The organism is Streptomyces sp. NPDC004788 (assembly GCF_053601115.1).
Genome location: NZ_JBSGBF010000019.1, coordinates 20,836 through 45,551 on the forward strand (window position 1 = coordinate 20,836; position 24,716 = coordinate 45,551).

17 protein-coding genes and 1 tRNA gene are annotated in these 24,716 nt (G+C 71.3%); 14 read left to right on the forward strand and 4 right to left on the reverse strand.

Annotation, left to right across the window (positions count from 1 at the left end):
- Positions 1 to 5: 5 nt before the first annotated feature.
- The 4 genes from ACWEJX_RS11485 to ACWEJX_RS11500 form a co-directional block, all read right to left on the reverse strand.
- On the reverse strand, positions 6 to 1,298 hold the full coding sequence (locus ACWEJX_RS11485) for a homoserine dehydrogenase (protein WP_403792071.1): 1,293 nt from the start codon (positions 1,296 to 1,298) through the stop codon (positions 6 to 8).
- Positions 1,299 to 1,457: 159 nt separating this feature from the next.
- Positions 1,458 to 2,849: a diaminopimelate decarboxylase gene (lysA, locus tag ACWEJX_RS11490; RefSeq protein WP_451607265.1), complete on the reverse strand. Its 1,392-nt coding sequence runs from the start codon at positions 2,847 to 2,849 to the stop codon at positions 1,458 to 1,460.
- 14 nt (positions 2,850 to 2,863) lie between these two features.
- The gene (gene nrtL / locus ACWEJX_RS11495) at positions 2,864 to 3,841 is read right to left on the reverse strand and encodes an ArgS-related anticodon-binding protein NrtL (RefSeq protein WP_451607266.1); all 978 of its coding nucleotides are present in this window, start codon (positions 3,839 to 3,841) and stop codon (positions 2,864 to 2,866) included.
- 82 nt (positions 3,842 to 3,923) lie between these two features.
- The gene (locus tag ACWEJX_RS11500; RefSeq protein ID WP_451607267.1) at positions 3,924 to 4,427 is read right to left on the reverse strand and encodes a response regulator; all 504 of its coding nucleotides are present in this window, start codon (positions 4,425 to 4,427) and stop codon (positions 3,924 to 3,926) included.
- Between the two features lie 158 nt (positions 4,428 to 4,585).
- Between ACWEJX_RS11500 and ACWEJX_RS11505 the strand changes: the two genes are divergently transcribed.
- The 14 genes from ACWEJX_RS11505 to ACWEJX_RS11570 all read left to right on the forward strand — a co-directional run bounded on the left by ACWEJX_RS11505 (position 4,586) and on the right by ACWEJX_RS11570 (position 24,715).
- Positions 4,586 to 4,657 (forward strand) — tRNA-Arg (locus tag ACWEJX_RS11505).
- 786 nt (positions 4,658 to 5,443) lie between these two features.
- The gene (locus ACWEJX_RS11510) at positions 5,444 to 6,445 is read left to right on the forward strand and encodes an isopenicillin N synthase family dioxygenase (RefSeq protein WP_451607268.1); all 1,002 of its coding nucleotides are present in this window, start codon (positions 5,444 to 5,446) and stop codon (positions 6,443 to 6,445) included.
- Positions 6,394 to 7,215, forward strand: coding sequence for an SDR family NAD(P)-dependent oxidoreductase (locus ACWEJX_RS11515; protein ID WP_451607269.1), 822 nt, complete (start codon positions 6,394 to 6,396; stop codon positions 7,213 to 7,215). The genes ACWEJX_RS11510 and ACWEJX_RS11515 overlap by 52 nt, the downstream gene beginning before the upstream one ends.
- 17 nt (positions 7,216 to 7,232) lie before the next feature.
- Complete coding sequence (locus ACWEJX_RS11520) at positions 7,233 to 8,231, forward strand: TauD/TfdA family dioxygenase (RefSeq protein WP_451607270.1); 999 nt, start codon at positions 7,233 to 7,235, stop codon at positions 8,229 to 8,231.
- A gap of 4 nt (positions 8,232 to 8,235) precedes the next feature.
- Positions 8,236 to 9,150: a DMT family transporter gene (locus ACWEJX_RS11525; RefSeq protein WP_451607271.1), complete on the forward strand. Its 915-nt coding sequence runs from the start codon at positions 8,236 to 8,238 to the stop codon at positions 9,148 to 9,150.
- 206 nt (positions 9,151 to 9,356) lie between these two features.
- A complete protein-coding gene (locus ACWEJX_RS11530) occupies positions 9,357 to 10,820 on the forward strand; it encodes a hypothetical protein (RefSeq protein WP_451607272.1) in 1,464 nt (487 codons plus the stop codon).
- 77 nt (positions 10,821 to 10,897) lie between these two features.
- Positions 10,898 to 12,802: an FAD-dependent monooxygenase gene (locus tag ACWEJX_RS11535; protein ID WP_451607273.1), complete on the forward strand. Its 1,905-nt coding sequence runs from the start codon at positions 10,898 to 10,900 to the stop codon at positions 12,800 to 12,802.
- Between the two features lie 271 nt (positions 12,803 to 13,073).
- Positions 13,074 to 18,419, forward strand: a complete 5,346-nt coding sequence (locus tag ACWEJX_RS11540; protein ID WP_451607274.1) for a type I polyketide synthase — start codon at positions 13,074 to 13,076, stop codon at positions 18,417 to 18,419.
- A 179-nt stretch (positions 18,420 to 18,598) separates the two neighbouring features.
- On the forward strand, positions 18,599 to 20,311 hold the full coding sequence (locus ACWEJX_RS11545; protein ID WP_451607275.1) for a (2,3-dihydroxybenzoyl)adenylate synthase: 1,713 nt from the start codon (positions 18,599 to 18,601) through the stop codon (positions 20,309 to 20,311).
- Positions 20,308 to 20,895, forward strand: a complete 588-nt coding sequence (locus ACWEJX_RS11550) for a VOC family protein (protein WP_451607276.1) — start codon at positions 20,308 to 20,310, stop codon at positions 20,893 to 20,895. The genes ACWEJX_RS11545 and ACWEJX_RS11550 overlap by 4 nt, the downstream gene beginning before the upstream one ends.
- Complete coding sequence (locus ACWEJX_RS11555) at positions 20,895 to 21,149, forward strand: hypothetical protein (RefSeq protein WP_451607277.1); 255 nt, start codon at positions 20,895 to 20,897, stop codon at positions 21,147 to 21,149. Before ACWEJX_RS11550 ends, ACWEJX_RS11555 begins: the two co-directional genes overlap by 1 nt.
- The gene (gene pdhA / locus ACWEJX_RS11560) at positions 21,146 to 22,294 is read left to right on the forward strand and encodes a pyruvate dehydrogenase (acetyl-transferring) E1 component subunit alpha (protein ID WP_451607278.1); all 1,149 of its coding nucleotides are present in this window, start codon (positions 21,146 to 21,148) and stop codon (positions 22,292 to 22,294) included. The genes ACWEJX_RS11555 and pdhA overlap by 4 nt, the downstream gene beginning before the upstream one ends.
- The gene (locus tag ACWEJX_RS11565; protein ID WP_451607279.1) at positions 22,291 to 23,340 is read left to right on the forward strand and encodes an alpha-ketoacid dehydrogenase subunit beta; all 1,050 of its coding nucleotides are present in this window, start codon (positions 22,291 to 22,293) and stop codon (positions 23,338 to 23,340) included. Before pdhA ends, ACWEJX_RS11565 begins: the two co-directional genes overlap by 4 nt.
- Positions 23,324 to 24,715: a dihydrolipoamide acetyltransferase family protein gene (locus tag ACWEJX_RS11570; protein WP_451607280.1), complete on the forward strand. Its 1,392-nt coding sequence runs from the start codon at positions 23,324 to 23,326 to the stop codon at positions 24,713 to 24,715. Before ACWEJX_RS11565 ends, ACWEJX_RS11570 begins: the two co-directional genes overlap by 17 nt.
- Position 24,716: the final 1 nt, after the last annotated feature.

Sequence of the window (24,716 nt, forward strand, 5' to 3'; positions counted from 1 at the left end):
GGTCCTTACTCCCCTTCAACACGCATGATGCTGGCGACACCGCGCACGGTGTCGAGCTTGCGCAGCGCCTCGACGGTCCCGGAGAGGGCGGCGTCGGGCGCGCGGTGGGTGACGACGACGAGCGATGCCTCGCCGTCCTTGCCCTGCTGGCGCACCGTATCGATGGATACGCCGTGCTCGGCGAAGACCGTCGCGACCTGGGCGAGCACGCCCGGCTTGTCGGCCACGTCGAGGCTGATGTGGTACCGCGTCACCACGTCGCCCATGGGGCTCACGGGCAGCTGGGTGTACGCGGACTCGCCGGGGCCCGTCGCCTCGTTGAGACGGTTGCGGCAGACGGCGACGACGTCGCCGAGAACGGCGGAGGCGGTCGGCGAGCCGCCCGCCCCGGGGCCGTAGAACATGAGCTGCCCGGCGGCCTCCGCCTCGACGAAGACCGCGTTGTACGCCTCGCGGACGGAGGCGAGCGGGTGGCTGAGCGGGATCATCGCGGGGTGCACGCGCGCGGTGACGGACCCGCCGTCGGCGGCCCGCTCGCAGATCGCGAGCAGCTTGATGGTGCAGCCCATCTCCTTGGCGGAGGCGAAGTCGGCCGCGGTGACCTCGGTCATGCCCTCGCGGTAGACGTCGTCGAGGCGGACCCGGGTGTGGAAGGCGATCCCGGCGAGGATGGCGGCCTTGGCGGCGGCGTCGAAGCCCTCGACGTCGGCGGTCGGGTCGGCCTCGGCGTAGCCGAGGGCGGTGGCCTCGTCGAGGGCCTCGGAGTAGCCGGCTCCGGAGGTGTCCATCTTGTCGAGGATGAAGTTGGTCGTGCCGTTGACGATGCCCATCACCCGGTTGATCTTGTCGCCGGCGAGGGACTCGCGCAGCGGCCGGATCAGCGGGATGGCGCCGGCGACGGCGGCCTCGTAGTAGAGGTCCTGCCCGTGCTGCTCGGCGGCGGCGTAGAGGGTCGCGCCGTCCTGGGCGAGCAGCGCCTTGTTGGCGGAGACGACGGAGGCGCCGTGCTCGAAGGCGGTGGTGATGAGGGTGCGGGCCGGCTCGATGCCGCCGATGACCTCGACGACGACGTCGATGTCGCCGCGTTTGACGAGGGCGGTGGCGTCGGTGGTGAGCAGCTCGGCCGGGATGCCGGCCCGGACCTTGTCGGGCCGGCGGACGGCGACGCCGGCGAGCTCGACCGGCGCGCCGATGCGCGCGGCGAGGTCGTCGGCGTGCGTCGTCATGATGCGCGCCACCTCTGAGCCGACCACTCCACAGCCCAGCAGCGCCACCTTCAGCGGACGCGTACGCATCATCCGACCTCGTTTCTCGAACCTACTGATCCGTATCTCTACGGTTCTCTGCGTCGTATCCCCACGGGATCCCTACGGTGGAACCAGTCTCACGCACCGGACGTCCATTTCAGGGCTTTGTCCGGATGGCGAGACATGGATTCCATCACATGACTATTTTCGTCACCCGACGTCGAGACGCAGGAGATCTTCCTCCGTCTCGCGCCGCACGATGACGCGCGCCTCGCCGTCGCGTACCGCCACGACGGGCGGGCGCAGCGCGTGGTTGTAGTTGCTCGCCATGGAGCGGCAGTACGCCCCGGTGGCGGGGACGGCGATCAGGTCGCCGGGGGCCACGTCGGCGGGCAGGAACGCGTCGCGCACGACGATGTCGCCGCTCTCGCAGTGCTTGCCGACGACGCGGGAGAGCATGGGCTCGGCGTCACTGGTGCGGGAGGCGAGGACGACGCTGTACTCGGCGTCGTACAGCGCGGTGCGGATGTTGTCCGACATGCCGCCGTCGACGGAGACGTACGTGCGCAGCCCCTCCAGCGGCTTGACCGTGCCCACCTCGTACAGCGTGAACGCGGTCGGGCCGACGATGGCCCGGCCCGGCTCGACGGAGATCCGCGGCGTCCGCAGCCCGGCGGCCTCGCACTCGCGGGTGACGATCTCGGTGAGCGCCTTGGCGATGTGGTGCGGCTCGCGCGGATCGTCGTCCGACGTGTACGCGATCCCGAGCCCGCCGCCGAGGTCGATCTCGGGCAGCTCGACGCCGTGCTCGTCGCGCACCTCGGCGAGCAGCTGCACGACGCGGCGCGCGGACACCTCGAAGCCGGCCATGTCGAAGATCTGCGAGCCGATGTGCGAGTGGATGCCGATGAGTTCGAGCGAGTCGAGCGCGAGGGCCCGGCGCACCGCCTCGGCGGCCTGGCCGCCGGCGAGCGCGATGCCGAACTTCTGGTCCTCGTGGGCGGTGGCGATGAACTCGTGGGTGTGCGCCTCGACGCCGACGGTCACCCGGATCTGCACCCGCTGCCGCTTCCCCAGTGCCTGCGCGACGTGGGCGACGCGGACGATCTCCTGGAAGGAGTCGAGGACGATGCGCCCGACGCCGGCGCCGACGGCCCGCTCGATCTCCTCGGTGCTCTTGTTGTTGCCGTGGAAGGCGATGCGCTCGGCGGGCATGCCGGCGGAGAGGGCGGTGGAGAGCTCACCGCCGGAGCAGACGTCGAGGTTGAGCCCCTCTTCCTTGAGCCACCGGACGATGGCACGGGAGAGGAACGCCTTCCCGGCGTAGAAGACGTCCGCGTCCTTGCCGAAGGCGTCGGCCCAGGCCCGGCAGCGGGCACGGAAGTCGGACTCGTCGAGGAAGTAGGCGGGAGTGCCGAACTCCTCGCGGAGTTCGGCGACGCTCAGACCCCCGACGGTCAGCTGTCCCCGCTCGTCCCGGGTGACGGTCCGGGCCCAGACCTTGGGGTCGAGGTGGTTGAGGTCGGCGGGCGGCGCGGAGTAGTGCCCCTCGGGAAGGACATCGGCGTGACGGGGCCCGGCGGGGTGGGCGGAACGGCTCATGACGACTGGCTCTTTCAGATCTGGTCGGGTGCGCTGATGCCGAGCAGGGAGAGGCCACCGGCGAGCACCGTCCCGGCGGCTTCGGCGAGCGCGAGCCGGGAACGGTGGGCGGCCGAGGGTTTCTCGTCACCGAGGGGGAGGACGGTGTGCTGGAACGCGAGCAGCGCGTCGGCGACGCTCTCCAGATGCCGGGCGACCCGGTCGGGGGCGCGGAGGCGGGCGGCGGAGAGCAGGAGGTCCGGGTGGTCGCCGAGGAGGGTGAGGAGGCGCGGGGCGTCGACAGGACGCTCGTAGCGGGGGGTGACCCCGAGCTGCGCACCGTTGACCACGAGTCTGTGCGTCCGTGCGTGGGCATACCGCACCCGGAAGAGCGGATTGCGCTCGTGCTGGACGAGGAGGGGCGTGCCGGCGAGGGCGAGATGGTGCGCGGCGGGCCGGAGCAGGGCCCAGCGCGCGGCGTCGTCGCCGATGGTCTCGTATGCCTCGTAGGCATCGCAGGGCACCGGGAGTACGGGAAGCGGCTCACCGTCGGGGTCGAGGCGGGCGTCGGCACCCTGGGAGCGGAGCAGCCTCAGCACGGTCTCGGTGACCAGCGCGGCGCGGGGCTCGGCGGCGGGACGGAGTCGTGGGCGGGTGCCGGAGAGCGCGGTGGAGTGCCCGTACCGGAGGCCTTCGGCGAGTACGCGCCGGACGACGCGCGTGTCGTCCTGCTCGTCCAGGGTGAAGTTGAGGAAGCCGGGCCCGGTGATGTCGACGGCACGGATGCCGGGATGGGGGTGGAGCCGTTCCCTGAGGATCGCGGCCACGGCGCGGGCGTCGAGCCCGGCGGGCCGGGCGAGCCCGAGGGCCACACTGCTGGCGTAGTCGCCGACTCCCCCGGCCCGCGGCCGCTCGACCTTGACGCGCGGGGGCACCTCGACCCGGAGCGCACCTTCGTCGACCGCACGGCGCACGGCGTGCAGCACGGTGAGGGAGAGGTCCGCGGGGGTCACGGGACCAGCCTAGGGGAGGAGGGGGGAGGGAACGCGAACGGGTTTCGGCATGTGGGCGGTGCGGCGGCGGAGGCGGCCGTCGCTAGCCGTGCGGCCTCATGCTCCAGGCCCCCTGGCGTCCCTCTCCTGCGGCCGGCTCCTCACCGGCGTCCTGCCCACCCGCCTCGTCCCGCGGCCCGCGCCGCTCCCGCGGCTCCCGCGGCTCCCGCGGCTCCCGGTGCATGAGCTGCCGTACGACCCGGACGAGCTCGGCCGGCTCGAAGGGCTTCGCGAGGAACGCGTCGACTCCGGAGACACCGGCGCCGTCCGTCTCGTACTCGGTGCAGGCGCTGATGATCGCGACCGGCAGATGGCTCGTCCGCGGATCCTCCCGCAGCCGCGCGGCGGTCTTCAGCCCGTCGAGGCGGGGCATGACGACGTCGAGGGTGACCACATCAGGACAGACCTGATGCACCACATCCAGACACTCGGCACCATCGGCCGCGGTCACCACCTCGAACCCCTCGAGTTCGAGATTGACCCTGATCAGCTGACGGATCACCCGGTTGTCGTCCACAACCAGCACCCGCCCGGACACCCCTGACACACGTCGAGAGTAGGTCGCGGGGAGCGGCCGCGTCCGGCTTTTGCCCACTTCTGACCCGTGCGAGCGAACGCCGCCTCCGTGACGCCCCGGAAATACCTGTTCACAGGCACCCTCCGAGAGCTGGTAGTGTTCTTCCCGTCGCCGCGAGAAGCGGCGAAGCCCCCGTAGCTCAGGGGATAGAGCAACGGCCTCCGGAGCCGTGTGCGCAGGTTCGAATCCTGCCGGGGGCACTTCGCAGGAAGTGCCACACAGACCCCGTGATCAGCGGAAACGCTGGAAACGGGGTCTTGTTGTACGCGCTGCCGCCCCGGCGTTCAGGCGACGAGCGATGTACCGCATTCGTACGCGAGCCTCTGCCGCGCGAACACCCAGCGGTCTGACATCACAACTGCGTTCAGGCCCAGCCTGCGCCTTCCCATGGGGCCACAGCGCGCTTGTCGGCACCGGCCGCCAGCAGGGCGCGTGCAGCCCATGGAGCCACGGCGCCCGTATACGACCCAACCGCACGAGGCGGCCGAGGGGCCGGCGGGGCCGGGGCGGTGCTCGCGTGAACTGCTCGCACTCAATCGACCCGCATCAACCTGCATCAACCTGCACCGATACACATTCACCAGAATTGGAATCAAGCCCTCCCCTTTCTGTCACCCATCGTTTCCTTTGTGTCGGCGCTGTTTCATATCGAATGACCACCGGTAACACTTTGCCGAAAACATACTGTGACGGCCGTCACGCAACAATGGAGGGGTTACGGCCAAAGTGGCCACAACTCGCCTCCGGCGACCCTCACGTACACGCACATAACACCCCTGCGCGCTCCGACTATCGGACACCGCCCTGTGGATGATCGTCGATCGTCGTTGACTCGCCTTCGAGCTCTTGGCAAGAATGACGCCGCGTTCAAAGCCGCCACGCCAATGACCTAGTGGCGGCCCAAAGAATCGACGACCGCACACTGAATTAGCTCGAATGCCTCCGGGGCCGCCTGCGTCGGCCCGGAGGCCAGGGGGATTTCACGCATGGCGATTCACTCTTTTCCGGTCCTCAGCTACCGGGGCATACTTTCCGGTGACGTAAGTCCCGCTCAGGTCCTGGAAACACTGGCCGAGAACAGCTACTTCTATCTCGGCGACCTTGATCAGGCCATCTCGCCGCAGCTCTTCAAGAACCTTCAGAACGTCTCGCACGATTTCTTCGCTCTCCCGACGGAATCGAAGATGAGCCACTACATCGGCGACTCGGACAACCATCGCGGCTATGTCCCCGTCACCGAGAAGGGCGCGTACAGCGACGAGAGCATCCGGGCCTACGAGGCCTTCGACATCGGCTACGACTGCGACCCGCTGCCGGCCGAGCGCAGCCTCGGCTTCGAGCTCGTGGGGCCCAACCGCTACCCGGACGAGGTCGACGGCATGGCCAAGACCCTGCAGTCGTACTACGAGGCCAACTTCCGCATCTCCCGGGACATCCTGGAGCTGCTCGCGCGCGGCGCCCAGCAGGACAAGGACTACTTCGAGCCGTGGATCACCCGCCCGGCCTCGCAGCTGCGTCTGATCCACTACCTGGCCAACGACGTCCTCGTCGAGCGTGACGACACGACCATGGGCGCCCACACCGACTACGAGCTGTTCACGCTCATCCACCAGACCTCGCCCGGACTGGTGGCCTACGACCGCGCCACGCGGTCCTGGCGCGACATGCCGGTCTTCAAGAACACGCTCCTCGTGCTCGCCGGCGACATGCTGGAATTCCTGACCGGGGGGCGCCTGAAGTCGCTTCTGCACCGCGTCGCGACGACCGGCGAAGAGCGCTACAGCTTCCCCTTCTTCATGAACCTCGACTTCGAGACCGAGCTGAGCGTCCTGCCGGCCTTCGGGGAGAGCGACGAGAAGATCGTCGTGGGTCACCATCTGCTCGGCCAGCTCTACCGAGACTTCCCGTACATCAAGAAGCGTGTCGATTCCGGACAGTGGCCGGTGAACTTCGAGATCCCGGACCGCAACGTCTTCGAGCAGATCTGATCCGATTCGACACCCAGGAGAAATCCTTCATGCAAGGACTGCAAGGAAAGAACGTTCTCGTCACGGGCGGCGCCAGCGGTATCGGGCAGGCCACCGTGCAGAGGTTCGTCGAAGAGGGCGCGCATGTGGCGATCTTCGACCGCGATGTGCAGGCGATCGAAAAGACCCGGGCGGCGATCCCCCAGATCGAGACGGCGATCACCGTCGACGTCTCCGACGACGTCGCGGTGGCCGAGGCCTTCCAGGAACTGGACAAGACCTTTCCCCGGCTCGACGTACTGATCAACAACGCGGGAATCAGCGTCCGGCACGAGAGCTTCCGCTCCATCACGCCCGCCCAGTGGCGCAACGTGATCGGCACCAACCTCAACGGCGTCTTCTACGTCGCGAGCGAGGCCGTGCGGCGCATGTCCGAAGGCGTGATCGTGAACATGTCCTCGATCAACGCCCTTGCCTCGTTCCCGCACTACGCGGACTACAACGCCTCCAAGGCGGGGATCCTGGCGCTCTCCCGCACGATGGCCGACGAGCTCGCGCCGCGGATCCGCGTGCTCGCGCTCTGCCCGGGTGCGGTGCTGACGCCGATGCAGAAGGCCGAATACACCGAGGAGATGTTCGAGCAGGTCAACGCGAACATCCCGCTGGGCCGGCACGCCGACCCTTCGGAGATCGCGGCCTTCCTGGCATTCCTGGCGTCCGACGACGCCCGCTTCATGACCGGTCAGCACTACATCGTCGACGGCGGCGAGACTGCGAGGGCAGCCCTGTGACACGTACCGACACCCCCATGACGACCGTCGACCTCTCCTCGTGGTCGGACGTGGTCCGGCGTTACGCCGTACTGAGCAACCCCTACCACGAGTTCGAGCGTGCGGCGACGTTCGCCGAGGAGGCTATCGCCGCACTCGGTTACGAGGACGTCCGCGAGCTGCTCGACTTCAAGCGGAACGGTGCTCCCGGCGGCCGTCTGCTCCTGCGCAACGCCCCGGTCGACCCCGATCTCATTCCCACCACGGAGTCCACGGCGGACATCGAGAACGGGAAGGGCACCTACTACAGCGAGTTCACGCTGATCATGCTCGGCAAGCTGTTGGGCGAACCCTTCAGCTACAGCCAGGAGCGCAACGGCGCGATGATCCACAACGTGCGCCCGGCGAAGCACAACGAGACGAACATATCCTCGGACAGTTCGGCCATCGTTCTCGATCTGCACAACGAGAACATCTACCACCCGGTTCAGCCCGACTACCTGATGCTCAGCGGGCTGCGGAGGGACCCCGCCGGGGTCGCCAAGACACTCGCGATCGGAGCGGACGAGATCCTGCCGCTGCTGAGCGAGGAGGACATCGCCACGCTCGGCGAGTTCCAGTTCCGCACGAGCGTGGACTACAACTTCGGCAACAGCAACGCCGAGCGTGGCAACGGCCCGCTGATCCGCGTCCTGTTCGGCGACCCCGCGTCGCCCATGATCGCGTACGACGACGAGTACATCGCCGGCACGAACCCGCACGCCCAGGCCGCGCTCGACAGGCTGCGCAAGGTCCTGCACGAGAGCATGTACGAGGTGGATCTCGGCCCCGGAGAGATCCTCCTGCTCGACAACCTCAAGACCGTGCACGGCAGGACCGCCTTCAAGGCCCGCTACGACGGGACCGACCGCTGGCTGCAGCGCCTGCTCGTCTCCCGTGACCTGCGCCGTGCGGAAATGCTGCTCGGGGAGACGCACCGCACCGTCACTTGGAACTACGAGCCGGGGAAGTTCTATGGGTACGTCGACTACCGCTGAGCCTGTGCTGGAAGCGGAGAAGAAGACCGATCGCGTCGCCCTACTGGCGATCTTCTCGATCCCGCTCATCTGGGGCATCGGCTTCCCGCTGACGCACAACGCCGTGGCTGTGGTCGACCCGGGTCTGTACGCGTTCGCCCGCTCGCTGGTGGCCATGGTGGCCATGCTGCCGTTCGCCCTCCCGGTCGCCCTGCGGGCCAACCGCAAGGCGGTCCTCGGCGGCCTGGTGATCGGCCTGTTCAGCGCGCTCAACATCATCAGCCAGAGCTACGCGCTGCACTACCTCTCCTCGGCGAGCACCGCGTTCTGCGTGACGATGAGCATCGCGTTCATCCCCTTCATCATGCCCCTGCTCGGCCAGGGGCGGCCGTCGAAGATGGATCTCGCGTCCGTCGCCGTCGGTATCGTCGGCGCGCTGATCGTCCTCGGACCGGATCTGGACGACCTCTCCGTCGGCTATCTGTGGGGCGCGTTCGCCGCCTTCGCCATCGCCATGACCATCTGCCTGATCGGAAAGCTGACCTCCGGGCCGGGTGAGGTGAACCGACTGGCACTGGGCTTCTTCCAGATCCTGTTCGGGACGGTGGCGCTGCTCTACTTCCCGTTCCAGCGCGACCTGGAGCCGCTGACCCACACCAACGTCTGGATCGCGATCGTCTTCATGGGAGTCATGTCGACCGCCCTGGCGATCTACCTCCAGACCCGTTTCCAGCGGCGTGTCGGCAATGCGCGCACCTCCGTGATCTTCAATCTCGACCTGGTGTTCGCGAGCCTGTTCGGTCTCGTCAACCGCGAGGCGCTGGGCCTGTCGCAGATCGTCGGCGGCGCGGTCATCTTCCTCGCCTCGATGCTCGAAGGCACCCGGGACCTGCTCGTCAAGATGTTCCGGAAGGCACGCGGGCAGGAACTGCCCGGCTGAGGTGCCGAAGCGCCGAAGCGCCGGGGAAACCCGTCTCAGTGGAACACTGAGGCGGGTTTCTTCTTTCTTGCCGCCGTCGCCGCACTGCGCGGCGGGCGCGCCACTGTCGTCGAGGTCCGACGCCGGCCACAGCCGGAGAGCGGCTCGGCACTCCAACGGGGCAGCTCTGGCTGCGCGGCGGGCGGGCGGCGGGGAGTCTGGGGGGCATGGAACGCCAGGCCAGGGTCACAGTGCTTCCGCCGGACAACCGAGGGCTGCGCGAGGTGCGGGTCGGGGCAGAGACGGTCGACCGCGCGTGGTCTGTGCGGGACCTGCGGCGCATTCTGCGCAACCACGGCTACCCGCGGGACCTGGACCTGGAGGACAGGTCGCAGGTGTGCTGGTCGGGTGGCGGCAGCGACGTGTGGCCGGACCTTACGGGGCGCAGGCGCTCGACCATCGGGGTGATGGCGTTCGGGCTGGTGGCGTGCATGGCCCTGCTGATCGTCATCGGCGTTCCGGACGCCTTCGACGCGATGACGTTCGCGGGGCGGATGACGGGCTACCTGTTCATCCTCGGAGGGGTGACCGAAGGCGTGGCGGCCATCGCGACCTTCGACCACTGGGGGAAACGACGTCTGAACATCTCTGGGGCCATCGTCCTCGTCGGCGTTCTCATCGCGGTGACCGTCACGACCCTGCTCGTCTTCCTGTGGTTCCAGGAAACCGAAGCCACGATTTACACGCTGGCCTTCTTCCCGCATTTCTTCTGGTCCCTGTGGGCGCTGTGGGTGGTCGTTCGCGAGAAGGTCTGGCGTGGCACTCCGCACCCCACGAAAATCGCGACCGGGGTGGCGATCACGGCGATTCTGGCCGGGGGAAACTTCGCCTATTCAACCCTGTACCAGCCGACCGCCGCACCCGCGAACCTGGTACTGGAGGTGCACTACGGAACCCCGCGGAAAGACCTCGAACGGCCCGTCATCCACGTGCCCGTGACGCTTCACCTGAAGAACAGCGGGACCGTCCCGCTGTACATCCTTGCCGACGGCTGGAAGGTGTACGGGCGCACGGGATCGTATGCCGAGAAGAGCACCGAGCTGCAGAATCTCCAGAACGTACTGGAAGAGCGGGCGAATCCGGAGCAGGGACTGGGAGGGGACGTCGCCCGCCACGTCGAGTCCTTCGAGTGGTCGGTCCTCGGCACCGGCCCTTTCACCGGCCCCGGGTATCGGTTCGAACCGGGCCAGGAATACAGCACGCAGAAAATGGTCGAGGTGCCCAGTGCGGCGAAGTACGACGTGCTGGAAGCCAACGTCACCGCATCGGCCATGAGGAAGGACCACGGATCGGTCGACCTGGATGCCTTCGGAACCGCACACAAGTCGTGGGACAAGAAGTCGGTGTTCTACTGCGACCCGGAGGAATGCGGCTACTCGCTCTACTACCACGGTGAATTGAAGTACAGCAGCAACATGATCGCTGTTACGCGCAAGCCCCGTTACGTGACCTCGTGGTGGGGCGTCGGCACGGACGACTCCACCTGGGGCGCCTCCATTTCGACGTTCAGCGGGCAGAGGAGCTCAGAGGGCAAGGAATCCGAGCAGGAGGACCGCCGCTTCGACCTGCTTACCGTGAGGGGCCAGGCCTCCATCCCCTTCGCCGACGTCGTCCACCCGCGCGCCCCCTGACTCCCCCCTCAGCGCCCCCAACGCCCCCGTCCAGGCCGCTCAACATCCGCTCAACGGAGGCTCGACACGCGCCGTGCATGATCGGCCGGAACTTGATCGTGCAAAGGAACGAGGGGGCCGCGTTGACCGGGGGTTGGAGAAAGGTCGCCGTCGTCGGGGGCGGGCCCGCAGGGCTGTTCCTGGCGCGATTGATCCGTATGGCGAGGCCCGCCGTATCGGTCGACGTGTACGAGCGGAACGCTCCCGACGAGGCGTCCGGCTTCGGTGTGGTCTTCTCGGCCCGGACGATGTCCGAGCTGCGCAGGAACGACCAGGAGACCCACGCGCGCATCGTCGCCGCGAGCGTGGCCGTGTCGGACATGGAGCTGCGGCATCCGCGGGCCACGCTGCGGTACGGCGGGTTCGACTTCTCCAGCATCTCGCGCCGGGCGCTGCTGCTGATCCTGCGGGAGCAGGCCGCGAAGGCCGGCGCCACGCTCCACTTCGGGAAGCTCGTGGCGCCCGGCAGCCTCGACGAGGCCGATGTCGTGGTCTACGCGGACGGGGCGAACTCGTCCCACCGGGACGTGGATCCGGAGCGCTTCGGCACCTCCGTGCGGCACGGCTCGTCCCCGTACATGTGGCTGGGCACCCATGCCCCGTTCGACGCGGCGACGTTCGCGTTCGTCGAGACGGAGCACGGGCACTTCGCCGGCCACGCCTACCCGTACGCGGACGGCATGACGACCGTCGTCGTCGAGACCGATCCGGGCACCTGGAAGGCGTCCGGGATGGACCGCGCCGGGGACTTCTCGCGGAATCCGGGCGGCAGCGACGAGGAGGCCCTGGCCCAGCTCGGTGAGATCTTCGCGGAACATCTCGGCGGGCATCCGCTGATCGGCAACCGGAGCCGTTGGTCCACCTTCCGGACCGTGCACAACGAGCGGTGGTCCGAGGGCAACGCGGTCCTGCTCGGCGACGCCGCCCACACCGCGCACTTCACGGTCGGCTCCGGTACCAAGATGGCGATGGAGGACGCGATCTCGCTCGCGGCGGCGCTCCAGCGCAACACCGATCCGGGACCGGCGTTCGCCGAGTACGAGAGCGAACGCCGCGGCCCGGTGGCCCGCACCCAGGAGTGGGCGGAGCCGAGCATGCGCTGGTGGGAGACGTTCGGGCGGCGTCTGCACATGGCGCCCGCGCAGTTCGGTCTGCACTTCATGACCCGGACCTCCGCACTGTCCTACGAGGGGCTGCGCCGCCGCTTCCCCGACCGGGTCGACGAGGCCGAGGCCGCCTACCGGACGTCGGGCGGCGGCGCCGGATCCGCGCCGGCGGCGGCTGCCGGGGAGCTGCGGCCGAACGCGGTCACGGAACCCCTGCTGCTGGGTTCCGTCCGGCTCCGCAACCGTCTCGTCGAGGTGTTGCCGGAGGACTGCGGCGACCGGGAGGCGGCCCTGTGCGCCGCCGAGGCGCGGGGAGCCGCCCTGGTCCTCGCCAGGCAGCGGCCCGGGCTCTCGCTCGGCCTGCCCGTACCGCCGCACCCGGAGCCGGCTGCCGGTTCCGCCGACGGCGGCGCGGAAGGCGGTACGGAAGGGTGCGCTGCCCCGCTCTTCGGTGAGGTGGTGTGTCCCGCGGCCGACGAATGGGCGCCCGCGGGCGACGAACTGCTCGGTGCGGTACGGGCGTTGGTGGCCCGTGGCGTCGAGTGCGTACTCCTGACCACCAACCTGGAACGGCCCGTCGGCTGGCACCGGCTCCTCGGGCACGCCGGCCGGATCAGGACCGAGACCGGTGCCGCCGTGGCGGTCACGGTCCCCGCCGGGTGGGCGCTGGACCTGCCGGGGACGACCGCCGCCGACTCCTGGCCCACCCGGATCCATCTGGCACTGATCACCGGACGGATCGATCTGGTCGTCTCCTCTCCCCTGGCCGTTCCGCCGGCCGTTCCGCCGGCCGTTCCCCTGGCCTCTCCCCCGGCCGCTCCCGGCGCGGTGCTCTAGAGACCGTCGCCGTCCGGCCAGGCGCCGGGCGCCCCGGGCGGGTCCGGGTCCCCTGTCCCCGCCGCCCGGATCCCGTCCGGCCCCATCCGGCCGGCCAGGGCCCGTCCGTTCCGACCCCCACCCGTCGGACGGGCCCTGGCCGGCGCCCCTCCCACCCACGCTTCTCCTCCCGTGTCCCTGAGAACCCATGCCCTCCCTGAGGACCTGGGCCGATCGCTGATGCCCCATGACATTCGGTATGACCACATTTGACCGTAAGGATGACTTGCGCATGTCCGAGACCAAGGCACTGTCAGTCGACGAAGGCGGCAGGACCGAACCCATCGCGATCATCGGCATGGGATGCCGCTTCGCCGGTGGCGCCCACTCGCCCGAGGAATTCTGGAACATGCTCATCGAGGGCCGGGACGGCGTCTCGGAGATCCCCGAGGAGCGCTGGGCCAAGTACGTCGAGGCGAGCGCCGAGAACGCCGCGGCGCTGCGGAACACGACCCGGGTGGGCGCGTTCCTCGACGACGTGGCGGGATTCGACGCCGGCTTCTTCGGGATCCTGCCCCGCGAGGCCGAGCAGATGGACCCGCAGCACCGCCTCATGCTCGAGGTGGCGTGGGAGGCCCTCGAACACGCCGGCATCCCGCCGCACCTGCTCGCCGGTGGCGACACGGGCGTGTACGTGGGCATCGGCACCGAGGACTACGGCCGGCGGCTGATGGAGGACCTGCCGCGGATCGAGGCGTGGACCGGCATCGGCGCGGTCCACTGCGCCGCGGCCAACCGGATCTCGTACCACCTGGACCTGCGCGGTCCCAGCATGGCGGTGGACACGGCGTGCTCCGCCTCCCTGGTGGCGCTGCACCTCGCCTGCCAGGCGCTCGCCACGGGCGAGACCTCGCTGGCCATCGCCGGCGGCGTCAACGCGATGGTGCACCCGGCCGTCACGATGATCATGGACATCGCGGGTGCCTGCTCCCCCGACGGGCGCTCGAAGTCCTTCGCCGCGGACGCGGACGGATACGGCCGCGGCGAGGGCGCCGGCGCGCTCGTGCTCAAGCGCCTCTCGGACGCCGTCGCCGACGGCGACCGCGTCCTCGCCGTGGTCCGCGGCACCGGCATCATGCAGGACGGCCGCACCAACGGGATCATGCAGCCCAGCCGGGAGGCGCAGGCCGACCTGCTGCGGCACACCTACAAGACCGCCGGGATCGCCCCGGGTTCGATCGGTTACGTCGAGGCGCACGGCACCGGCACCAACGTCGGCGACCCCATCGAGGCCGGCGCCCTGGCCGAGGTCCTCAGCAGCGAGCGGCCCGACGGCGAGCCGCTGCTGATCGGCTCCGTCAAGACCAACATCGGCCACCTGGAGGCGGGCGCGGGCGTCGCCGGCGTCATCAAGGCCGTCCTGGCGCTCCAGCACGGCGAGATCCCGCCGAGCCTGAACTGCGCCGAGCTGAACCCGGCCATCCCGTGGGACACCAACGGCCTGAAGGTGGTCACCGAGCCCACCAGCTGGCCCGCCTCGGGCGAGCCGCGCCGCGCCGGAGTCTCCGGTTACGGCTTCGGCGGCACGATCGGCCACGTCATCCTGGAGGAGCCCGCCGAGGCCCCGGCCGGATCGGCGCGCTCGGAGGCGAAGGACGGCGGCGGCCGTCGGGCGCCGTGGCTGTTCCCGGTCTCCGGTGCCTCCAAGAAGGGCCTCGACGCCAACGCCTCGCGCCTCGCCGACTGGCTCGAGGAGGCGGGCGACGAGGTCTCCCTGGACGCCGTCGGCCACACGCTGGCCGCCCGCCGCACCCATCTGACCCACCGCGGCGCGGTGGTGGCCGAGGACCGTGCCGGACTCGTCGCCGCGCTGCGCTCGCTCGCCGCGGGCGAGGAGATCGCGGGCGTGACCGCTGGCACCGCCGAGGCGACGCCGAAGGACGCGGTGTGGATCTTCGCCGGGCAGGGCGCCCAGTGGATCGGCATGGGCCGCGACCTGCTCGCGGCGGAGCCCGCCTTCGCGCGGGTCATCGACGAACTCGGGCCGGTCTACCAGGAGGAGCTCGGCTTCACCGCCCGCGCGATCCTGGAGGGCGACACCCTGGAGGGCCCGGAGGTCGTCCAGCCGGTGACGTACGCCGTCCAGGTCGGCCTCGCCGCGGTGTGGCGCTCCCTCGGGGTGCGGCCCGCCGCCGTCATCGGCCACTCCATCGGCGAGCTGGCGGCGGCCGTCACGGCGGGCGGCATGCCCCTGCTCGACGGCGCCCGCCTGGTCTGCCGCCGGGCCCTGATGATGCGTCCGGCCGCCGGCAAGGGCGCGATGGCCCTCGTCAACCTCCCCTTCGACGAGGTCGCCGCGCGCCTCGCCGGGAAGTCCGGTGTCACGGCCGCCATCTCCGCCTCGCCGATCTCCACGGTGATCGCCGGCAGCGTCGCCGCCGTCGAGGAGACCGTGCGGCAGTGGGAGTCCGAGCAGGACCTCGTCGTCCGCCGGGTCCAGGCCGACATCGCCTTCCACTCCTCGGAGATGGACCCCTTCGCGGCCGAACTGCCCTCGGTGATGCACGACCTGACCGGCGGCCGGCCCGAGATCGCCTTCTACTCCACCTCGCTCGACGACCCGCGGGCCGAGGTCGACCTCGGCGCCTCGTACTGGCCCGGCAACCTGCGCAACCCGGTGCGCTTCTCCCAGGCCGTGGCCGCGGCCGTCGAGGACGGGCACCGGCACTTCCTGGAGGTGTCGAGCCACCCGATCGTCTCCCACTCGGTCAACGAGACCCTCGGCGAGCTCGGCGTCGACGACGCCACCGTGACCGGGACGCTGCGCCGCAACACGCCGGACCGCGTCACGCTGCTCGCCAACCTGGCCGCCCTGCACTGCGCCGGTGTGACCGCCGACCTCGACGCCCTGTTCACGGGCGCGGAGCTCGCCGAACTGCCGTCCGTGGCCTGGCAGCACCAGACGTACTGGAAGGACACGCAGCCCGGCGGCGGCCGGCGGGTGCTGCAGCACGACCCGAAGGTCAACACCCTGCTCGGCGGCGCGACCAGAATCGCCGGCAGCACGCCGCTGTGGCTGTGGCAGACCTACCTCGACGAGGAGAGCCGCCCGTACCCGGGCCACCACCCGGTGCACAACGTGGAGATCATCCCGGCCGCGGTGCTGATGAACACCTTCCTGGAGGCGCTGGCACAGGCCGGCGTGACCGCGCACGACGGCCGGCGCCCGGCACTGGTCGACGTGGGCCTGAAGGTGCCCGTCGCCGTCACCGTCCCGCGTGACATCCAGATCTCCTACCAGGACTCGACCCTGCGTCTTTCCTCGCGCATCAACGAGGAGGGCACGCAGGAGACCGAGGAGTCGTGGCTCACCCACACCACGGCCTCGATCGACCCGGCCGGCGGCGTCCTGGACGACCGCTTCGACCTCGAAGCGGCACGGACCCGCTGCGCCGAGGAGGTGAGCACGGACTACGTCCTGGAGCGGGTGGCCCAGATCGGTGTCGCCGGTATGGGCTTCCCGTGGGAGATCAAGGAACTGCGGCGCGGCGGCCCGCACGAGCTGTTCGCCGTGATCGACACCGGCGAGGAGGGCACGGCGACGTGGGCCTCGCTGCTCGACGGCGCCATGACGATCACCTCGGTGCTCTTCCTCGGCGAGCCGATCCTGCGGATGCCCTCGCACATCGCGCGCCTCGCGCTGATCGGCGAGCCGCCGCAGCGGGCCAACGTCCAGGTCACGGCGAGCGAGGCCGCGGACGGTGCCGACACCCTCGACGTGGTCGTCGCCGACATGGACGGCAACGTCATCGCGAACGTCACCGGGATCCGCCTCACCGTCCTGACCGGCGACCCGAGCGCCACCGCCTCGCCCCGCCAGCTGGTCCACGAGATCGTCTGGCGTCCGCTCGAACTGCCCGCCGCCCGCCCCCTGGACACGGTGGTGGCCGTCGGCGCGAACCCGGCGGCGCAGGCCGCGCTCGCCGAGGAGTGCGCGCGGGCCGGCCTGGAGTTCCACGCCGTGACCGGTCCGGACGGGCTCGACGCCCTGGGCGGACGGCTCACCGACACCACCGCGGTCCTGGTGGCCCCGGCGGCGCCGGCCGGCGAGGACGCCGTGGCGCGGGCCGCCCACGACACGGCCTGGAGCCTCGGGCGCGCGGTGCAGCGGATCGTCGCCGTCGCGGCGGGACGCCCGCGGATCTGGTCCGTCACGACCGGTGTCCGGGAGAGCGCGGACCGCGCGGCCCTGGCCCAGTCCCCCGCCTGGGGCCTCGGCCGGATCGTCGCGGCCGAGCACCCCGACCTGTGGGGCGGCATCGTCGACCTCGACCCGGCCGCGCCGGAGGCGTTCGGTCCGCTCGTCGAGGTGCTGCGCACCCGTCCCGAGGCGGACGTGATCGCGATCCGCGACGGCCTGCCGGCGAGCTCGGTCCTGCTGGCCGTGGACGGCAAGCCGGAGCGCGCCCCCGTCGAGTGCCGGCCGGAGGGCACGTACCTGGTCACCGGCGGCCTCGGCGCGCTGGGCCTGGAGGTGGCGCGCTGGCTGGCCGGCCGGGGCGCCCGCCGCCTGGTGCTGGCCGGACGGCGCCCGTTCCCGGAGCGTTCGGAGTGGGACGCCCAGCAGGACCCGACGGTCCGCGGCCAGATCGAGGCCGTACGGGCCCTGGAGGGCCTCGGCGTCACGGTGGCGGTCGTGTCCCTCGACATCTCCGACGTGGAGCAGGCGCGGAAGGTGCTCAGCTCGACCGAGCTCGGACTGCCGCCGATCCGGGGCGTGGTGCACGCGGCCGGTGTCGTCGACGGCCAGATGGTGGTGGACCTCGACGAGGACTCGCTCGGCAAGGTCCTGCGGCCGAAGGTGGACGGCGCGCTGGCGCTCGACGAGCTCTTCCCCGCGGGCAGCGTCGACTTCATGGTCCTGTTCTCCTCCTGCGGCTACCTCTTCCAGTTCCCCGGCCAGGCCTCGTACGGATCGGCCAACGCCTTCCTGGACTCGCTGGCCCGGCACCGGCGGGCCGCCGGCCACGACGACACGGTCAGCTTCGGCTGGACGTCCTGGCGCGGCCTGGGCATGTCGGCCTCGTCCGACTTCATCTCCGCCGAGCTCGCCGCGTTCGGGCAGGCCGAGATCTCGGCCACCGAGGCCCTGCGGGCCTGGGAGTACGCCGAGCGCTTCGGGGCCTCCCACTACGCCGTGTTCCGGCAGATCGCCATGGACGGCGGTCCGCGCCGGATCCCGCTGACGCGGGAACTCGCGGCCGTGGAGGACGGTTCCGAGGGCGACGCGGCCGAGGGCCAGGACTGGACGCAGTACGCGCCCGAGGAGCTGCTCGCGCTGCTCGTCGACGAGGTGCGCGTGCAGGTGGCCGGTGAGATCAAGCTGGCCCCCGAGGAGCTCGACCTGCAGCGCCCGCTGCTGGAGATGGGCCTCGACTCGGTGATGACGGTGGCCGTGCGCCGCCGCCTGGAGCGCCTGTTCCGGCTGAGCCTGCCCGCGACCCTGCTGTGGAACCGGCCCACGGTCCTCGCGATCGCCGAGTACCTGGTCGAGTGCCTCGCCCCGGCCGACTCCGCCGCCGAGGGCGACGAGGCCGCCGCGGCCGGCATACCGGCGCAGGCGGTGGCCGGCGCATGACCGCCGTGACGGAAGGGGCCGCCGGCACGTCCGGCGGCCCCGGCCCCCACAGTGCCGCCCGGCCGGCACCGGCACCGGAGCATGGAACGGCGGCGGAGGCCGGACCGGCCCCGCAGCCCGAAGCGGCGCCCCGTCCCGCAACGGCGCCGCACCCCGCAACCGCCCCGCAGCCCGGAACCGTGCCGTGGCCCGCCGAGTTCGCGGCTCGCTACCGGGCCGCGGGCCACTGGGCCGACCGGGCGCTCGGCCACTGGCCGGGGCAGTGGGCGCAGGAGTACGGGGACCGGACCGCGCTGGTGGACGGCGAGCTCCGGCTCACGTATCGCGAACTCGCCGCGCACGCCGACGCGCTGGCCGTGGCGCTGCGCGAGCGGGGCCTCGGCCGGGGCGACCGGATCCTGGTCCAGCTGCCCAACTCCTGGGAGTTCGTGGCCCTCGTACTGGCCTGCTTCCGGTCCGGCGTCGTACCGGTCCTGGCCCTGACCGCGCACCGCGAGCACGAGCTCGACTACCTGCTCCGGCACGCCGGGGCGAAGCTGCTCGTCGTACCGGACCGCTGGCGGGACTTCGACCACCAGGAGCTGGCCGCGCGCCTGGCCGCGGCCGTGCCGTGGGAGTGCGGGGTGCTCGTCAAGGGCGTCCCGTCCGACCCCGCGCACCTGGACCTGGCGCTGCTCCTGGCGCCCGGGCCCGACACCGCGGAGCGCGGCCGCGCGCTCGACGCCGACCAGCCGCACCCCGACGACGTCGCCCTGTTCCTGCTGTCCGGCGGGACGACGGGGCTGCCGAAGCTGATCGCCCGGACGCACAACGACTACGCGTACAACATCCGGCGCAGCGCGGAGGTCTCGGGCTTCGACGGGTCGACGGTGTTCCTGGCGGCGCTGCCGGTCGGCCACAACGCCGTGCTCGGCTGCCCGGGCATCCTCGGCACCCTGTACGGCGGCGGCACGGTCGTCCTGGTGCCGTCCCCGCAGCCGCGCACCGCGCTGGGCGCGGTCGAGGCGGAGGGCGTCACCGACGTGGCGGTCGTGCCGGCCGTCGCCCAGCAGTGGGTGGCGGAGGCGGCGAGCCGCCCGTACGACCTCACCAGCCTGCGCCTGGTGACCATCGGCGGTTCGGTGGTGGACCCGGAGCTCGCCCGGCGGGTGCGCGAGGGGCTCGGCGGACAGCTGCAGCAGCTCTACGGGATGGCCGAGGGCCTGCTCTGCTGCACCCGCCCGGACGACCCGGACGAGCTGGTCCTGGGCACCCAGGGCCGGCCGGTCAGCCCCGACGACGAACTCCTGATCGTGGACGAGGAGGACCGTCCCGTACCGCCCGGCGAGGTGGGAGAGCTGCTGACGCGCGGCCCGTACACCCCGCGCGGCTACTACCGGGCGGACGAGCACAACGCCCGGGCCTTCACCCGGGACGGCTGGTTCCGCACCGGGGACCTCGTGCGGCTGCACCCCGGCGGCAACCTGACCGTCGAGGGCCGGCGCAAGGAACTGATCAACCGGGGCGGCGAGAAGGTCTCCGCCGAAGAGGTGGAGAACCTCACGCGGCTGCTCCTCGGGATCGACCGCGTGGTCGCGGTTCCGGTGCCCGACGGCCGGTTCGGCGAGCGGGTCTGCCTGGTCGTGGTGCCCCGGCACGGCGTGGAGACACCCTCCTTGGGCGAGGTGCGGCAGCGCTTCGCGGGGCACGGCGTGGCGCACTACAAGCTCCCCGAACAGCTCGAGGTCCTCACCGACCTGCCGCTGACCCCGGTCGGCAAGGTCGACAAGAAGGCCATCCGCGAACGGCTCGCGACCCGCGAAGAACGCGAACGACGCGAGGAACGCGAACAGCGCGAACACCGCGAACACCGTGAACGACCTGAACGACTTGCGACAGAGGAGAAGTCATGACCGAACTGCACCCCGGTGGGGGGCTGCGCCTGGGCGGTGTCGACCACATCGCCCTCGTCACCTGGGATCCCGCGGCGACGTGCGACTTCTACACCAAGGTCCTCGACCTGCCGTTGGTCCACGCCATCACCGCGACGGGCTGGCTCAAGGAGGAGTTCCCGGACTTCGTCCACTTCTTCTTCGAGCTGGGCAAGGGCAACTACCTGGCGTTCTTCTACTTCTTCGGCCTTCCCGAGGAGGAGCCGCCCGGTGACCTCATGCACCGGTCCCGGCACCTGGCCTTCCACGTGGACACCGAGGAGGAGATGCTCGCCTGGCGCGAGAAGATCAAGTCGCACGGGGTGCGGGTCACCCACCCGATGAAGCACGAACTCCTCGAGTCGATCTACTTCGACGACCCGAACGGCATCCAGCTGGAGATCGCCCGGCCGCTCCGCCCCTTCGGCGAGGTCGACGCGCGGGACGCCGAGCTGACGCTCATGGCGCTGGGTGACGTGGTGGGCAAGCCCGACGTCACGGTGCAGGACATGTGGCGGCGCAAGGCGGAGATCGTCCGTACTCACGCGGGAAGGGAGAACAGCTGATGCCCGCCATCTACATACTCGACATCCCCGAGTTCGAGCCGATCCTGCGCACCGCCAGGATCGCCGGGATGGACCAGGAGGACCTGGACGGCTATGTGAAGGTCAGCACGTCCGATCCCGAGGTCGTCCTCGAGCGCCGGCACACCGACGTCCGGCCCGCCGTCTGGTTCGCCGCGCTGACCGGAGGACTCGAAGGGCAGATCGTGCGCTTCGACTTCGACGTGCTGCACCTTGCCGAGGTCGTCCCCTCATGACCGTCCAGCAGACCGCCGAGCGCACGGCGGCGGGGCCGCCCTGGCCGCCCGGACGGGATCCGGCCCCGCTGCTGCCCGGGCGTGCTCCGGTACGCGTGCTGGGCACGCCCGCGGCGGACGACGCGGACCCCGCCCTGCTGCGTGAGCTGCACCGGCAGCTGGTGATCGGCCGCCGGTTCAACGAGCAGGCGACGGCGCTGACCCGGCAGGGCCGCCTCGCCGTCTACCCGTCCAGCCGGGGCCAGGAGGCGTGCCAGGTGGCCGCCGCCCTGGCGCTGCGGCCGCGGGACTGGCTCTTCCCCACCTATCGCGACACCCTCGCGGTGGTGGCCCGCGGTGTCGATCCGGTGCGGACGCTCACCCTGCTGCGCGGGGAGTGGCACACCGGTTACGACCCCACGGAGCACCGGGTCGCCCCGCTGTGCACCCCGCTCGCGACGCACCTCCCGCACGCGGTGGGCCTGGCTCACGCGGCCCGGCTCGCCGGTGACGGCGTGGTGGCGCTGGCCCTGACCGGCGACGGCGGCACCAGCGAGGGCGACTTCCACGAGGCGCTGAACTTCGCCGGCGTGCTGCGGGCGCCCGTGGTCTTCCTCGTGCAGAACAACGGCTACGCCATCTCCGTGCCGCTGGCGAAGCAGACCGCCGCTCCGTCGCTCGCGCACAAGGGCGTCGGCTACGGCGTCCCCGCGGTCCAGGTCGACGGCAACGACGTGATCGCCGTCCACGGCGTGCTGTCGGCGGCCGTCGAGAAGGCCCGCGCCGGCGGCGGGCCGACGCTCGTCGAGGCGCTGACCTACCGGCTCGACGCGCACACCAACGCCGACGACGCCGGCCGCTACCGGACGGACGACGAGGTGGAGCGGTGGCGGGCGTACGACCCCGTCGTCCGCCTGGAGGACCACATGCGGGCGGCCGGTCTGCTCGACGAGGACGCCGAAGACCAGGCCCGTGCCGCCGCCGAAGCCATGGCGGGCGGGCTGCGGGCCGCGCTGGCCGGGGACCCGGACGCCGACCCCATGGAGATGTTCGAGCACGTCTTCGCGCAGCGCACACCGCAGTTGTGCGAGCAACGGAGCATGCTCGAAGCCGAGCTGGCGGCGGAATCCGGAGCGGAGCCGAGGGCCGGGGGGTGGGAGCGATGAGCGCGCCGACCACCATGGCCAAGGCGCTCAACACCGCGCTGCGCCACGCCCTGCGCGACGATCCGACCGTGCACGTCATGGGCGAGGACGTGGGCGCCCTGGGCGGTGTCTTCCGGATCACCGACGGACTGGCGGCGGAGTTCGGCGACGACCGGTGCATGGACACCCCGCTGGCCGAGTCGGGCATCCTCGGCACCGCGGTCGGCATGGCCATGTACGGCCTGCGCCCGGTCGTCGAGATGCAGTTCGACGCCTTCGCCTATCCGGCGTTCGAGCAACTGGTCAGCCATGTCGCGAAGATGCGCAACCGGACCCGGGGCCGGCTGCCGATGCCGATCACGATCCGCGTTCCCTACGGCGGCGGGATCGGCGGCGTGGAGCACCACAGCGACTCCTCGGAGGCGTACTACATGAGCACGCCGGGGCTGCACGTGGTGGCGCCGGCAACCGTGGGCGACGCGTACGGGCTGCTCCGGCAGGCCATCGCCTCCGACGATCCGGTGGTCTTCCTGGAGCCCAAGCGCTGCTACTGGTCGAAGGAGGACTGGTCGCCGGCCGAGCCGGTCGCCGCGGTGCCGTCGATCGGGCGGGCCGTCCTGCGCCGCACCGGGACCGCGGCCGTGCTCATCACGTACGGACCGAGCCTGGCGGTGTGCCTGGAGGCGGCCGAAGCGGCGCGCGAGGAGGGCCTGGACGTGGGCGTCCTCGACCTGCGCAGCCTGGTGCCGTTCGACGACGAGACGGTGTGCGCGGCGGTCCGCGCCACCGGGCGGGCCGTGGTGGTGCACGAGGCCTCCGGCTTCGGCGGGGCCGGGGCGGAGATCGCCGCCCGCGTGAGCGAGCGCTGCTTCCACCACCTGGAGGCGCCCGTGCTGCGGGTGGCCGGCCTCGACATCCCGTATCCGGCGCCGCTTCTGGAGCGGCACCACCTGCCCGGTGTGGACCGGATCCTCGACGCCGTCCGCCGGCTGCAGTGGCCGGACGCCCACCGTGGCAGCGGGAGCGGGACGCCGAGCGGTGGTGAGCGCTATGCCGTCGGTGCGTGAGTTCGTGCTGCCGGACCTCGGCGAGGGGCTGACCGAGGCCGAGATCGTGCGGTGGCTGGTCGCGGACGGTGACCTGGTCGCCGTCGACCAGCCGGTGGTCGAGGTGGAGACGGCGAAGGCGACCGTGGAACTCCCCTGCCCGTACGCGGGCGTGGTCTCCCATCTGTACGGCGGGGAGGGCGACGTCCTGGCCGTCGGGCAACCGGTGATCGCGGTCACCGTCGAGACGCCCCTGGCGGCGGCGGGCGGCTCGGGCAACGTCCTGGTCGGCTACGGGACCCGGGAGACGCCGAGGCGCCGCGGTGCGTCGGCGGCCGGGCCCGCCCGCCGGTCCGCGGGCGCGGGGCGGGTAGGCGCGCCCCCGGCGGGGCCCGCACCCGGTCCCCCCGCCCGGGCCGCCGGCGGGGGGGGCGCGGCGGCGGGGGCCGGCCCCCGTGACGTGATCTCGCCGCTGGTACGCGGGCTGGCCCGGCGGCACGGCGTGGATCTGCGCGGCGTGCCCGGTACGGGTCCCGGCGGCCTGGTCCTGCGCTGCGACGTCGAGACGGCGATCCGCCGGCAGGAGCAGGCACAGGCAGAGGTGCGGGAACAGCAGCACCACGAACAACGCCGGCCCGTGCGACAGCAGCAGGCGCAACAGCAGCGCGCGCAACGGCAGCAGGACGCCCGCTCGGACGCGCGGACGGGCGGCGTACGGGTGCCGCTGCGTGGCCGGCAGGCGGCCGCCGCGGCGAAGTTCGCCCGCAGCCGCCGGGAGATTCCCGACGCCACGTGCTGGGTGGAGGCGGACGCCACCGCCCTGGTGGCGGCCCGTGCCGCGCTGGCGGCCGAAGGGGGCTCCCCGATCGGGCTGCTCGCCCTGCTGGCCCGGATCTGCGTCGCGGGCCTGGCCCGCTATCCGCAGCTCAACGCGAGTGTCGACACCGAGCGCGGGGAGATCGTCCGGTGGTCGGGCGTGCACCTGGGCTTCGCCGCGCAGTCCGACCGCGGGCTGACGGTTCCCGTGGTCCGGGACGCCCATCTGATGGACACGGCGCGGCTGGCCGGGGAACTCGCCCGGCTGACCGCGGCCGCCCGGGAGGGCAGGCTCACGCCTGCCGAGGTCACGGGCGGGACGTTCACCCTGAACAACTACGGCGTGTTCGGTGTGGACGGCTCGACGCCGATCCTCAACCACCCGGAGGCCGCGATGCTCGGGGTGGGACGGATCGCCGACAAGCCGTGGGTGCACGAGGGGGCGCTGGCCGTCCGCAAGACCGTCCAGCTCTCCTTCACCTTCGACCACCGGGTGTGCGACGGGGCGGAGGCCGGCGGCTTCCTCCGGTACGTCGCCGACCGGGTGGAAAACCCCCTACGAATGCTCCGGGAGTTCTAGC